This window comes from Pelagirhabdus alkalitolerans (assembly GCF_900096905.1).
GTDB classification, from domain to species: Bacteria; Bacillota; Bacilli; order Bacillales; family Amphibacillaceae; genus Pelagirhabdus; species Pelagirhabdus alkalitolerans.
Genome location: NZ_FMYI01000002.1, coordinates 391,300 through 404,846 on the forward strand (window position 1 = coordinate 391,300; position 13,547 = coordinate 404,846).

The 13,547-nt window shown below is 36.8% G+C and carries 15 protein-coding genes; all 15 read right to left on the reverse strand.

Going from position 1 to position 13,547, the window contains the following annotated elements; all coding sequences use genetic code 11:
* Positions 1–84: 84 nt before the first annotated feature.
* Positions 85–1,377, reverse strand: coding sequence for an asparagine--tRNA ligase (asnS, locus tag BLR62_RS04135; protein ID WP_090793549.1), 1,293 nt, complete (start codon positions 1,375–1,377; stop codon positions 85–87).
* Positions 1,378–1,399: 22 nt separating this feature from the next.
* On the reverse strand, positions 1,400–2,587 hold the full coding sequence (locus tag BLR62_RS04140; protein ID WP_090793552.1) for a pyridoxal phosphate-dependent aminotransferase: 1,188 nt from the start codon (positions 2,585–2,587) through the stop codon (positions 1,400–1,402).
* Positions 2,588–2,605: 18 nt separating this feature from the next.
* The gene (locus BLR62_RS04145; RefSeq protein WP_090793554.1) at positions 2,606–3,133 is read right to left on the reverse strand and encodes a hypothetical protein; all 528 of its coding nucleotides are present in this window, start codon (positions 3,131–3,133) and stop codon (positions 2,606–2,608) included.
* A gap of 148 nt (positions 3,134–3,281) precedes the next feature.
* Positions 3,282–5,981: an ATP-dependent DNA helicase DinG gene (gene dinG, locus BLR62_RS04150; RefSeq protein ID WP_090793556.1), complete on the reverse strand. Its 2,700-nt coding sequence runs from the start codon at positions 5,979–5,981 to the stop codon at positions 3,282–3,284.
* A gap of 50 nt (positions 5,982–6,031) precedes the next feature.
* Positions 6,032–6,418: an aspartate 1-decarboxylase gene (panD, locus tag BLR62_RS04155; RefSeq protein WP_090793559.1), complete on the reverse strand. Its 387-nt coding sequence runs from the start codon at positions 6,416–6,418 to the stop codon at positions 6,032–6,034.
* A gap of 25 nt (positions 6,419–6,443) precedes the next feature.
* A complete protein-coding gene (gene panC / locus BLR62_RS04160) occupies positions 6,444–7,295 on the reverse strand; it encodes a pantoate--beta-alanine ligase (RefSeq protein WP_090793562.1) in 852 nt (283 codons plus the stop codon).
* Complete coding sequence (gene panB, locus BLR62_RS04165) at positions 7,292–8,134, reverse strand: 3-methyl-2-oxobutanoate hydroxymethyltransferase (protein ID WP_090793796.1); 843 nt, start codon at positions 8,132–8,134, stop codon at positions 7,292–7,294. The genes panC and panB overlap by 4 nt, the downstream gene beginning before the upstream one ends.
* A gap of 2 nt (positions 8,135–8,136) precedes the next feature.
* On the reverse strand, positions 8,137–9,117 hold the full coding sequence (locus BLR62_RS04170) for a biotin--[acetyl-CoA-carboxylase] ligase (RefSeq protein WP_090793564.1): 981 nt from the start codon (positions 9,115–9,117) through the stop codon (positions 8,137–8,139).
* Positions 9,118–10,299 (reverse strand): CCA tRNA nucleotidyltransferase, encoded by a 1,182-nt coding sequence (locus BLR62_RS04175; RefSeq protein ID WP_090793566.1) that lies wholly within the window; start codon positions 10,297–10,299, stop codon positions 9,118–9,120.
* A gap of 114 nt (positions 10,300–10,413) precedes the next feature.
* Complete coding sequence (gene mgsA, locus BLR62_RS04180; RefSeq protein ID WP_090793568.1) at positions 10,414–10,818, reverse strand: methylglyoxal synthase; 405 nt, start codon at positions 10,816–10,818, stop codon at positions 10,414–10,416.
* A gap of 15 nt (positions 10,819–10,833) precedes the next feature.
* Positions 10,834–11,640 (reverse strand): 4-hydroxy-tetrahydrodipicolinate reductase, encoded by an 807-nt coding sequence (dapB, locus tag BLR62_RS04185; protein WP_090793571.1) that lies wholly within the window; start codon positions 11,638–11,640, stop codon positions 10,834–10,836.
* Between the two features lies 1 nt (position 11,641).
* Positions 11,642–11,980: a nucleotide pyrophosphohydrolase gene (locus tag BLR62_RS04190; RefSeq protein ID WP_090793572.1), complete on the reverse strand. Its 339-nt coding sequence runs from the start codon at positions 11,978–11,980 to the stop codon at positions 11,642–11,644.
* 86 nt (positions 11,981–12,066) lie between these two features.
* A complete protein-coding gene (locus tag BLR62_RS04195) occupies positions 12,067–12,273 on the reverse strand; it encodes a hypothetical protein (RefSeq protein WP_143008348.1) in 207 nt (68 codons plus the stop codon).
* 61 nt (positions 12,274–12,334) lie between these two features.
* Positions 12,335–12,910: a lipoprotein heptaprenylglyceryl N-acetyltransferase LhaT gene (gene lhaT / locus BLR62_RS04200; RefSeq protein ID WP_176759213.1), complete on the reverse strand. Its 576-nt coding sequence runs from the start codon at positions 12,908–12,910 to the stop codon at positions 12,335–12,337.
* 57 nt (positions 12,911–12,967) lie between these two features.
* A complete protein-coding gene (locus tag BLR62_RS04205) occupies positions 12,968–13,534 on the reverse strand; it encodes a ReoY family proteolytic degradation factor (RefSeq protein ID WP_090793580.1) in 567 nt (188 codons plus the stop codon).
* Positions 13,535–13,547: the final 13 nt, after the last annotated feature.

Below are 13,547 nucleotides of genomic sequence, written 5' to 3' on the forward strand. Positions count from 1 at the left end.
AATAAGAAGAAACACACGCATTCATTCCTATTAAATCGAATGAATACGAGTATTTCTACTTAAGAATGATATAGAGCTACTTTTTTAAGGGTATAGACGATTTAATAAACGCGGGAACGGAATCGTTTCTCTAACATGCTCAACACCTGCAAACCAAGCGACGGTCCTTTCGAGTCCAAGACCGAATCCTGAATGAGGAACTGAGCCATATTGGCGCAATTCTAAGTACCATTTATAAGCATCGCCAGTTAAGTTATGCTCATCATAGCGTTGTTTCATTAATTCTAAATCATCAATGCGTTGAGATCCCCCAACGATTTCACCGTAGCCTTCTGGTGCAATTAAATCAGCACATAATACGACATCTGGGTTCTCTGGGTCAGGTTTCATGTAGAATGCTTTAATATCTTTTGGATAATGTGTAATAAAGACAGGTTTGTCAAAATGTTCGGCAATTGCTGTCTCATGTGGGGCTCCGAAGTCTTCACCCCACTTAATATCATCAAAGCCTAACTTTTCAAGCAACTCAATCGCTTCGGTATACGTAATACGCGGGAATGGTGCTTGTACTTCTTTTAATTTTTCAATGTCGCGATCTAATGTGTCTAATTCTAAACGACAGTTCTCAAGTACGGATTGAGCGATAAAGCTAACATACTCTTCTTGTACAACTAAACTTTCTTCATGATCCATAAATGCCATTTCAGGTTCCATCATCCAAAATTCAATTAAGTGACGGCGCGTCTTCGACTTTTCAGCTCTAAATGTTGGACCAAATGAGAACACCTTACCAAATGCCATTGCCGCTGCTTCCATATATAACTGACCGCTTTGTGATAAATAAGCTTCTTCATCAAAGTATTGTGTATGGAATAATTCTGTTGTGCCTTCTGCTGATGATCCCGTTAAAATAGGCGGATCAATTTTGATAAATCCTTGTTCATTAAAGAACTGATACGTCGCTCGAATAATTTCATTTCGAATTTGCATCACAGCGTGCTGACGTTTTGATCGTAACCATAGGTGTCTATGATCCATTAAAAACTCAGTACCGTGCTCCTTCGGTGTAATAGGAAAATCGACAGCTTCATGAATGATCTCTATTTCTTTCACTTGCATCTCAAATCCAAATGGTGAGCGTGCATCTTCAACGATCGTTCCTGTAACATGCATGGAACTTTCTTGTGTGAGACCTTTCGCTTGATCAAATGCTTCGTCACCGACTGCACTTTTAACGACAACACCTTGCATAAAGCCTGTACCATCTCTTAATTGTAAAAAGGCGATCTTTCCACTCGAACGTTTATTCGCTAGCCAAGCACCGATTGTTACGTCTTGACCTACATAATGTTTAACTTGATTGATTGTTGTTTTCAATGACTTTCCCTCCAAAACTTATCTATACTTGTATATGTCTTTTTATAAATCGATCAATACGTGTAATGGCTTCATCTAATTGGTCTAAATGAATCGCATAGGATAATCGAACGTTATCCGGCGCACCGAAGCCTGCACCTGGAACAAGTGCAACTTTTTCTTCTTCTAAGATCGCTTTAACCCATTCTTCAGTCGTCTCGAATCCAGTTTGTTCAATGGCTTCTTTCACATTCGGGAATAAATAAAACGCTCCACTTGGTTTTAAGCACGTGACGCCTGGTAATTGATTTAGCTTTTCATGCGTTTGATCGAGTCGTTCTTTAAATGCTGCTTTCATTTCTTCTATAGGTTGGTCATCATGTGAATAAGCAGCCAGTGCACCATATTGCGACATGCTTGTTGGATTTGATGTCGAATGAGATGCAAGGTTTGTCATAGCCTTAATAATTGTTTTTCTACCAACTGCGTATCCAATTCTCCATCCTGTCATCGCATGTGATTTACTCACACCATTGATGATCACAGTTTGTTTCTTTAATTGCTCAGATAACTGGGCAATTGAGATATGTTTTTGATCTGTGTAGATTAATTTTTCATAGATTTCATCAGAAACGATGATGATATTGTGCTTAACACAAATTTCACCCAACGCTTCTAATTCTTCTTTTGTATACATCATGCCAGTTGGGTTACTTGGTGAATTAATGATCACTGCTCTTGTCTTTTCAGTAATTGCTTGTTCTAATTGCTCTTTTGTTAACTTAAATTGATTGGATTCTTCCCCTTTTACATATACAGGCTTACCTTCAGCTAATTTTATTTGCTCAGGATAGCTCACCCAATACGGTGTTGGGACAATCACTTCATCCCCTTTATTCAATAATACTTGGAACAACGTGTATAAAGCGTGTTTAGCGCCTGTCGTAACCACGACTTGATCCGGCTCATAGTTCAATTGATGATCTTTAAACATTTTGTTTGCAATAGCTTGTCTTAATTCAAGCACACCACCTGATGGCGTATATCGTGTTAAACCATCGTCCATTGCTTTTTTCGCAGCTTCAATAATAAAATTTGGTGTATTAAAGTCGGGTTCACCTGCCCCCAAACCGATTACATCATGTCCGGCATCTTTTAATGCTTTTGCTTTTGCTGTAATCGCTAGAGTTTGTGATGGTGTTAATGTCTGTACACGGTTTGATAACTTCATCCAATCACCTTTCCTTATTTATGATTGACTTGCAAAGGATATACCACTGTCGTATTCGCCAGTGTCTAAGCGATAATAATCATAGCTTAAACGCCCTTGTTGATCTCGGTATATAATTTCAAATAGTGGCGTGTTTTGTCTAATGCCAATGTTTGTTTGATGAATGTCTTGATATGTGTTGGTTGACTCCCAATCAGATAATAGTTGCTCCTCGTCTTCAAGATCTTCTTGGTTAAATTCAACAGGCTCTGTTTCGTCATCTGATTGATTAACAAAGATAATCAGATCCTCACCTTCTCGTTCGCCTTGAACGACATGATAATGATGATCGCCATGAAAGCGAGTGATCGAGTCCACTTCAAATGACGCATCATTCGTTTGAATACGTTCAATCGTTTCATCAAAACCTTGTTGAGCAGATTGTTCAAATGAATAGTAAACATAGACCAAGTAAGTAAGTACCATCAAAAACAACATGACCATGATTAACACAACAATCTTCCACCGATTTAATTCAAATGATTGTGCTTGTCTATTTCTTCTCATGGATACCCCCGATTCTTTCATCACGAGCGGAATTGTTTAACATAAATGTGACATAAATGACACGATTGCTGTTTACTAGTATAAACGAAAATGTTTCCTTTTGTCATATATAATCATGAATTTAATTCCTATTCCCTTAATTCTTTTTCTAACTAAACCATTCTAAGGCTAAATCTAAAAGTTCGGTTGAACGTCTATAATACGTTGGAACATCCGGTGTAGACTTTAAAAAAGTTTGACCGTATTGTTTTGTTATAAGCCGTTCGTCACAAACAAACAATAAGCCTCGATCATGTTTAGTTCGAATTAATCGACCAAACCCTTGCTTAAAACGAATCGTTGCACGTGGCAGAGCTAATTCAGTAAACGGATTTTTTCCTTCACTTTTCATCTTTTCTGCTAAAGCATGGAAATGAGGTTGATGCGGTGGATCAAATGGTAAGCGAACGATCACGACGGCTTGTAAATCCTCACCTGGTATATCTAACCCTTCCCAAAACGCATTTGTTCCGAGCAAAATTGATTGATCAAACGTTTGGAAATTTTTCTTTAACCGCTCATGGCTTCCACTTGTAATACCTTGTGCGATAATCAGATAATCATCTGCAAACAGTGTATTTAAATAACGGTACGCTTTTTTTAAAAGATCATGCGAATTAAACAAAATAAGCATCCGCCCTTTTGTAATATCAGCAAGTGAGAAAATAAATTCACACGTTGCTTCTAGAAACGGATCCATAGATTTATAATCCATGATTGGAAAGTCGTTTGGAATTAAGAGTTTCATTTGATCTTGATGATGATAAGGTGATGGAATGATCCGCTCTATTCCTTGTGAGTCATCGATCCCAAGTTGAGCTTTAAAATAATCAAATGAGTTTGAAACACTTAATGTAGCACCTGTGTAGATGATTGAGTCAAATAGCGGATTTATCTTATCTTTAAAGAATGTTGAAACATTTAGTGATTCTTTATATAAACTAACCGCATTCTCAGCTCCAAGCGTTTCACTTTCAATCCATTTTATTTCCTCGTTATGATCATCTAAACGAAAGTAGGATTTAAATTGGGATTTAATATTTTGAATCTGATCTCTTAATTGATTAACGACCTCTATAGAAGCACGTTTTTGTTGATTCGATTGAATAAACCGATCTAAATCCCCCATTAACATCGTGACGCGTTCAGCCATATCAACAGAAACAGAAAAATCTGTTTGATCAATCTCTGAAATAGATCGCTGCAATCTGCCTAAATCATTTTTTTGAGTTTTTTTAAACGAACCTTGTTTGGTGAGATGGTTTAAATAACGAAATAATAAATCGAGTTCTTGTTTAAGTGAATCAAACATTTGATCCAATTGTTTGCGATCGTTTGTACATGAATTTATGTCTACGTACAGTTGTTTAAATGTAGTCAAAAGTTGTTTGTAATGTAATTGCTCACCTAATTGATTCGCTATGACACGCTCTAAATGGTGTGCTTCATCTACAATCATGTAGTTAAAGGGTTCCAAAACTTGCGCATCCGATGAGGCAAATTCAACGAGTAATGCATGATTGACAATCAAAACATCTGCCTCTTCTACCCTCATGAGGGCATCACGATAAAATGATTTTTCTACATGATGGGACTCTTTTAATGATGAGACTGTTTTGAAATAACGATAGCCGTTAGCTGGTAATTGTATATCATCTATATCACCTGTTTTCGTTTGTGTTAACCACACAAGCAATATCGCTTTTGTTAAAGCTATGTCATAATTCATCTGTGCATCATTTGCTAATGAATCGCTAAAAAGAGGGATACTAATATAATTTTGTTTCCCTTTTAAATTCGCAATTTGAAGCGGCCATTCCAAAGCACCTTTAATTTTGTTCCATTCATCTAATAATTGATCTTGCAGTCGTTTTAAATATGTACTAATTATAATTTTCTGTTTGTTTTGCTTAGCAAAATAACCACTAGCGAGTAAATAAGACAACGTTTTTCCCGTACCAGCCCCCGCTTCAATAATCGCTTGATTGTGGCTAGATAGGCTGTGAAACACGTACTCACTAATATCACGTTGTCCAAGACGTTGTTCAAATGGCGAAAAAGCTGAATCTAAAGGTGAAGGATTCGTAAAAATAGACTCAATCCATTCTCCAAACGATTGATCAAAATCTGACACATCAACTGATGTACGATCAGTTGGACAATAGGCTAAACCATGAAGATATGAATAGTGCAGGTCTTTTGATTGATCTTTTTGCGAAAATTGTTCAAGAATTAAATGAAGATCACTTTTTAAATAAGGTTCTATTGTTTTCAACTGATTTAGTGTCGCGTTAGGCAATGCTCGTAATTCATGCAATAACTCATCCAATAATTGCGCTGTTACATATGCATCGGAGGACGCACGATGCGGATTGTCATGATCAATGCCGAGAAACGTGACAAGTTGAGACAATTTGAAACTTGGAGCATCAGGTCTTAATAATCGACTCAATTCAACCGTATCAATTGTCGGTTGATTAATCGGCGGTAACCCAGCATTTTTAAACTCAACATTCAAAAACCCTAAATCAAATGGAACATTATGCGCGACAAAATACGCATCTTGAAAAAAATGATAAATATCGTCTGCTATATCAGAAAAAGTAGGCTGGTCAAAGATCAATTCATTCGAAATCCCAGTTAAGTGCGTAATGAATCGAGAAATGTGCATATTAGGATTGAGTAGCTGGTTGTATGTGTCAACAACTTCGCCATTTATATACCTTACAATGCCTATTTCTATAATTCGGTCACCTTTTTGGGGGCTGTTCCCTGTTGTTTCGAGATCAACAACAACAAATTGATTCATGTAATCAGTCCTATCTTCACAAATATTTAAGCTTCTTTATTTTCAGGCGACTAAAATTTATATGAGTGGGGTGTTTCTTCCTCAATGACATCGGTCACTTCGTTTGACTCATTCATAAAGGCAATCTTAGGTCTGAATGTATTTAACTCCTCTTCACTTAAAACAGCATATGCAACAATAATAACGACATCATCTACTTGCACATGACGAGCAGCAGCACCATTTAAACAAATGACCCCACTCCCCTTTTCACCTGCAATAACATACGTTTCTAAACGTGCGCCATTGTTGTTATTGACAACTTGAACTTTTTCATGTGGCAACAAATTAACAGCTTCTAATATCTCTTGGTCAATTGTAATGCTGCCAACATAATTTAAATCCGCCTCTGTTACGCGCGCTCTGTGAATTTTGGATTTCATCATCGTTCGAAACATTTAAAAAGCCCCCTTATTTTAATTCCTAACTTTCCGTATCTATCACTATATTATCAATTAATCGTGCTTTTTCAAATTGAATCGCAACAGCCAAAATAATCGTTCCGTTGATTCGATCAATCGGTTCTAATTCAGGAAAACTTAACAAATCGACATAATCGATTTGACCTGTATCAATTGTCTGTAATGTCTTTTCTACTGTTTGAACTAGACGTCTAGGATCTTTTTCACCGTTTAAGATTGCTTGTTTTGCTTGTTTAAGACTAGCGTATATACTGCTTGCTTGTGTTCTTTCAATTTCCTCTAAATTTACATTACGACTACTAAATGCTAACCCGTCAGATTCCCTAACAGTATCTACCATTTTTAGTTTGATATCAAAATTTAATGTTTCAATTAGGAGATCCACAATCGCGATTTGCTGGGCATCTTTTTTACCAAAATAAGCATAATCTGGTTTTACGATATTAAACAACTTTGTCAGGATCGTGATGACACCATCAAAATGTCCTGGACGTGAACGATCACATAAAACACCCGTTCGCTCTTTTACATGCATCGTAATCGCATGCTTGTTCTTATACAAATCATTTGCATGTGGCATGAAGAGATAGTCAACATGATGAGCTCTCGCGACATCTTGGTCCCGTTTTTCATCAATCGGATATGATTCAAAATCGCTTGTGTCATTAAACTGAAGGGGATTTACAAACACGCTCAGAATCACAATATCTGATTCCTCTCTCGCTTTTTTCAAAAGCGCTTCATGTCCAAGGTGTAAATACCCCATCGTTGGCACAAAGCCAATTGATTGAGACGATTTACGATGTTGGTTAACGATTTGAGTCATTTGATTTGGGTCGTGAATAATTTTCATTCCATCTCACCTTTATGCTCAAAATAGGCTTCTAATTGTTCAGAGTGATAACTATGTGTATCTGTCGGGAATTGAGATGATTTCACTTCGCTAACAAATTGTTTCAACCCCTCTTTAATCGGCTGATCAACAGACGCATAGTTTTTTACAAACTTAGGAAAGGTATCCGCACCGTACTGGATAATGTCATGATAAACGAGCACTTGTCCATCACAATGAATCCCTGCACCAATGCCTATTGTTGGAATGTGAATCGTTTGTGTAATTTCTTCACTCAATCGCTTCGGTATGCCTTCTAAAACAACCGCAATCGCTCCAGCTTCTTCTAAACGAGTCGCATCTTTGATTAAACGTTTGGCACTTTCTACATCTTTGCCTTGAACTTTAAAACCACCTAAAACATTAACAGATTGTGGTGTTAAACCAATATGAGCCACAACTGGAATACCAGCATCGGTCAAAGCTTTTATTGCTTGAAGTGTTTTATCTGTTGCACCTTCTAATTTCAAGGCCTGAGCACCGGATGCTTGGTAAAGTAAACGCGCATTTGAAAGTGTTTCTTCTGTTGAAATATGATACGACATAAATGGCATATCAACAACAATAAATGTATCAGGCGCACCCCGACTTGCTGCTTTAGCATGGTGTAACATGTCATCAATGGTCACCTTAATCGTCGAATCATAACCTAGCACAACCATTCCTAAAGAATCGCCAACTAAAATCATATCTGCTCCTGCTTGTTCAACTTGCTTTGCTGATGGGTAATCATAGGCAGTAATCATCGTTATTTTATCACGTGTTTCTTTCATGTTCAGAAAATCTAATGTCGTTTTCACGTTCATTTATCCTCCTTGAACCAGTCAATTTCACCAGAATAGATGTATTCTTGTTTTTGATCGTTTTCTATAATCAAAGCCCCCTGGTCTGTTATACCACGAATCTGACCTGTTTTGGCCTTTTTTCCAACTTGGTAAGAAACAGTCTCATTTAAACGAAAACCATATGTTAGCCATTTGTTTCGCACCTGATCAAAGCCGTGTTGAATAAACACATCGTACGCCTGTTCAAAATGTGTCAGGAAGGCTTGAATAAAGGCATTTTTATCATAGCTGTGCGTTGTGTGTTGACAGAGTGATGTTGCAATCTCACTTAATTGTTTGGAAAAGTTTTTCTGATTAAGATTTAACCCTAACCCGATCACTACAAAATGAATTTGATCTTGTTCACCTTGCATCTCTGTTAGAATACCAGCTACCTTTTTCCCATCTAATAATAGATCATTAGGCCATTTTATTTGAGGTGTTACATTTGAAATCGATTCAATCGTCTCTGCCAATACAACAGCTGTTAGCAATGTTAATTGTGGGGCATGTGAAGGTTCAAGATCAGGTTTTAAAACAAAGCTCATCCAGACACCTTGGTCATGATCAGATTCCCAGTAGCGATTCAGTCGCCCTTTCCCTTTATTCTGTTTATCTGCGACAACGACTAATCCATGATGGCCGTCTTCTAAGGCGCGTTTTTTTGCTAGTGTTTGTGTGGAATCAAGTGAAGAATAATGTTCAACTTCACGACCTAACCATTTTGTTTCTAAACCCCACACTAATGTGTTTTCACTTACTTTGTCCGGAATCGTAACGAGTCGATACCCTTTATTCGGTACCGCTTCAAACACGTACCCATCAGACTTCAGTTGTTTAATCTGTTTCCAGACCGCTGTTCTTGATAAATTCAATTGCTCTGATATCCATTGACCTGAGACAAATGTGTTTGACTTTGACGATAGTAACGTAATTAATTGTTCACGTGTAGAAGCCATTTATAATAACCAATCCTTTATATCATTTTTATCATTCAAAACATCACCCGTAACAACGGCGTGCTCAATCTCATTTAAAACAGCACGCATCCAGCGACCTTTTCCTTTATTAGGAAACCATTCCATTAAATCATGTCCTGATACAGTTAGTTCTGTTCGAGTTTGAATGGGAAGTTGTTCGCGTAATTGCGCAAGTTCTGACTGATCTATAGCGTGATTCATTAGCTGGTCAATTAACCAAATGAATGATTGATCTAAATGTGATGGTAATTGATAAACGAACCATTGTGATAATCCGTATCGTTTGTATATCTTTACAGACTGGATTAACACTTGTCCATTATTCAGTGTTTTATTCGACAATTTATACGCCCTAACAAAATCTCGAATCGTTACACCATGACTTCCTCTTAAGGATATGAAGGCAAATAGATCAATTAATTGATGGACAGGTTGATCAATCGATTGAATAAATTTCAAGTAAGCTTGATCACGATTAAAAACAGGTAAATAAGAAAAGACGCCCAAATCAATTCCATAACGAATTGCTCGTTTATATGCGCGTCCTTTAAAAAGTTTCTCCAGTTCAATCGCAATCCTTTCAACAGACAGTTCTTGAATAAGCGGAGCTTTTTTTGAAATGTCTTGAAAGGTCTTAGGTTCAATCGTGAAATTCAGCTGACTACTAAACCGGATCGCTCTTAAAATTCTAAGTGGATCTTCATCAAATCGCTGTGCTGGAGATCCAACGGCACGTATAATACGATTATCAATATCAAATTTACCGTCAAATGGATCGATTAACGATTGATCATCATCCATTGCAATCGCATTGATCGTTAAATCCCGTCTTGATAAATCCAAAATAATAGATTCTACAAACTCAACATGATCTGGGTGTCTATAATCAGAGTAATTGGATTCCGTTCGAAACGTCGTAATTTCAAACGATTCACCTTCGTGTCTAACAATGACCGTACCATGTTCTATACCAACCGTAATCACCTTATCAAATAGTGATTGAATCACTTCTGGAGATGCACTCGATGCAATATCTATATCACTTGATGTCTGGTTTAATAAATAATCTCTTACAGCTCCACCAACGATAAAGGCATCATAACCTGCGTCTTTAATAACACGGACAAGTTCAAACGCCCTATCGAAATGTTTATTACTCATGGAATCATCCTTCATGCACTGACGTGAAATGTAAACACAATTGACCAAACTGTTAACAATTTGGTCTTAAAGAAGTTAATCTTTTGTTCAGATTAACTTCCCACGTTATTCATATTACTCATCTTCTTTAACAATTTCTCGCCAGTCTAATAATCCTGTATCAAGTGCTCGAATCATAATTTCAGCTCCCGCTAAATTCGTGACAAGTGGAATTTGATAGACATCAGAAAGTCTTCCTAATGCACTAATATCAGGCTCGTGTGGTTGTGCCGTTAAGGGATCTTTTAAGAAAATAACAAGATCCATTTCATTCTCTGCTATTTTAGCACCAATTTGTTGGTCACCACCGAGTGGACCTGATTTAAAACGATGAACCGAAAGTCCTGTCGCTTCAGCAATTCGTTTGCCCGTTGTTCCAGTCGCATATAGATCATGTTGTTTTAAAATATGCTTGTACGATACTGCAAATTGAATAATTTCTGGTTTTTTTTCATCATGTGCGATTAGTGAGATTTTCATCCGTCTAGCCTCCAATTAGTCCATCATTAAGTGTTCTAACCCATATACCAACTCATCTAAATGTAATACATGATCAATGGCAAATTTAATACCTGACATAAATGATTGTCTGTGGAATGAATCGTGTTTAATCGTTAAGTTTTCTCCTGGTCCTCCAAAAACAACTTCTTGGTGTGCAACAAGGCCAGGCAGTCGCATACTATGAATGCGCATCCCATCAAAATCGGCACCTCTAGCACCTTTAATTGTTTCTTCTTCATCAGGATGACCTTGTTTCTTTTGAGTACGTTCTTCTTGAATTAACTCAGCCGTTTTAACCGCTGTACCAGAAGGCGCATCTAATTTTTGATCATGGTGCTTTTCAATAATTTCAACATCAGGGAAATGTTTCGCAGCCCATTTAGAAAATTGCATCATAAGAACAGCACCCATCGCAAAGTTCGGTGCAATCACAGCACCTATTTTTTGTTCTTTAGCTAGTTCTGTTAATTCTTTTAATTCTTCATTTGAAAATCCGGTTGTTCCTACAACAGGACGTACACCATTTAAGATAGCTGTTTTTGTATGTTTATAGCCTACTTTAGGGCTAGTCAAATCAATTAATACATCCGCATCTACAGATTCAAAGCACGTATCAATGTTATCATAGAAATAAGCATCAAATTTCGGTAGACCTTCCACCTCTTTTACTTGCATACCTGTATGCTGCAAATCAACACACCCTACAAGGGTTAAATCATCATGTTTTTCAACCATTCTTAGTGCTTCAGATCCCATTTTTCCGCTCGCACCTGCTACGACTACTTTTGTTTGTTTTGTCATATTATTCACTCCTATCAATTCGTGTAAATCTATATTTATCTCGCGTTTCAATTTTTGTCATTGATTGATTAAATGCTTCTGACAGGTCAATATCTAGAGAATTAGCAAATGACGCCATAACAAACATAAGATCACCTAATTCGTTCTCTATTGTATTGTCTTTTTCGCTTTCTTTTTTTTGTTTTTCTCCAAATTGATGATTGACTTCTCTTGAGAGCTCACCCAATTCTTCTGTAAAACGAGCCATCATCGCTAACGGACTAAAATAGCCTTCTTCGAATTGACTTATGTATGCATCGACCCTTTGTTGCATGCGTTGTATATCTCTATTTTCATCCATTGGCTATTTTACCTCCTATTCACATTATAAACTTTTCTAAGTCATTGTACAAAAAAAGACACCACCTGACAACTATCAGGTAATGTCTACAACTTACGATCAATAGCACTATTGTAGTCTTTTAAACAAATCATTTCTTTCCTACGACGTTTATAAGATGTTATTAATACATAACTTAGGCCACTTCCAACGAGCAACGCAATAAGTGTGAATGGATGAGTCATCCATAAGCTAATGCTCATGAAATGGATCAAGTACACGACTAAACGGAGGCCATATACAATCATTTTCATTCGCCCCTTTAAACGAACGGTTTACATCATCCTATTCATTTATTTAAAAGGCGTGCTTTATTTAATCACCTAAGCGAGCATTTTTATGTTTAATAGTTAAAAAATACGTCAGTGTGATCGAAGCAATACTTAACCAAAATGTAAAATAGCCAATCTCGTCCATATAAACATCTAATGCATGATACCTTGGCATCACACCAAATATGTAATCAACAAAATCATTGTGCAGTGTCCACAATCCAGCAACGACAATGTGCCGCTTTTGAATTTTGTAAAATGGCGCATACAATAACCCTTGAACAGCCATAGCACCATGAGAAAAAATGAGCATATAGGCATCGAAGCTAAGTTGTCCTAACTGAAAGTACGTTAAAACATTCATAACCACTGCCCAAACTCCGTATTTAAATAGCGTCATAACAGCTAATGCTTCAATGTAAGGCACATGTTTTCCAAAAATAAAGAAAGCCAAAAAAATGGTGAAAAACAAACTAGCTGTCGGGCTATCAGGAACAAATGGTAAAAAGATAGCTGGTGTGTCACGTAACTGAGGACCATACCAGATAAAACCATAGATCGTCCCGAGTAAATTAATGATAAATAACACGATCAGAAATGAACGCTGTTTGAGTAACATATATAAATAAGACAAAATGATCTTCTCCCCATAATATAGAACTCACTTACACCTAACTTACGGGTTGGAATTCTTTTGTTGTTCTGTATTTTTCATTGCGTTTAATTGTTGTATTAATTCATGAAATAAAAGATGGTCACGATTATCGAGTGCACGATCAATTTCAGTCGTTAAACGATCCTTTTGTGCATGATATAAAGTTTCATCTAACCATTTTGATGCAAATTGTTTATCATCGTCGCTCAGGTGAAAATCATCTGGTAAGTATGGATTTTCTTCTAGCACAGCGACATATTCAGGTGTATGACGATCATGCTCAAAAGATAATTCGATATAAATGGGATCATCTTGATTCAAGCGCAGTTCATGAAATGATTTATCCGCATCACTTGTGATAAGATGATCTTTATAAAAGCGGAATGGTAATTGTTTCGAACATGTCGTCGACATGAACACACCTCTAGGACAATGGCGAACATAATTTGTAAAATGCACATGTTTTAAATACTGATCATGATTCGTTAAATAACTTAAGATCCACATGCTTTCTCTTTTTTTTAACTTATAATGATCTAAAAACCAATTGATAAAAGCCTTCTTTTCTTCAACCGTGACATTCATCATCAGCCATAACCTC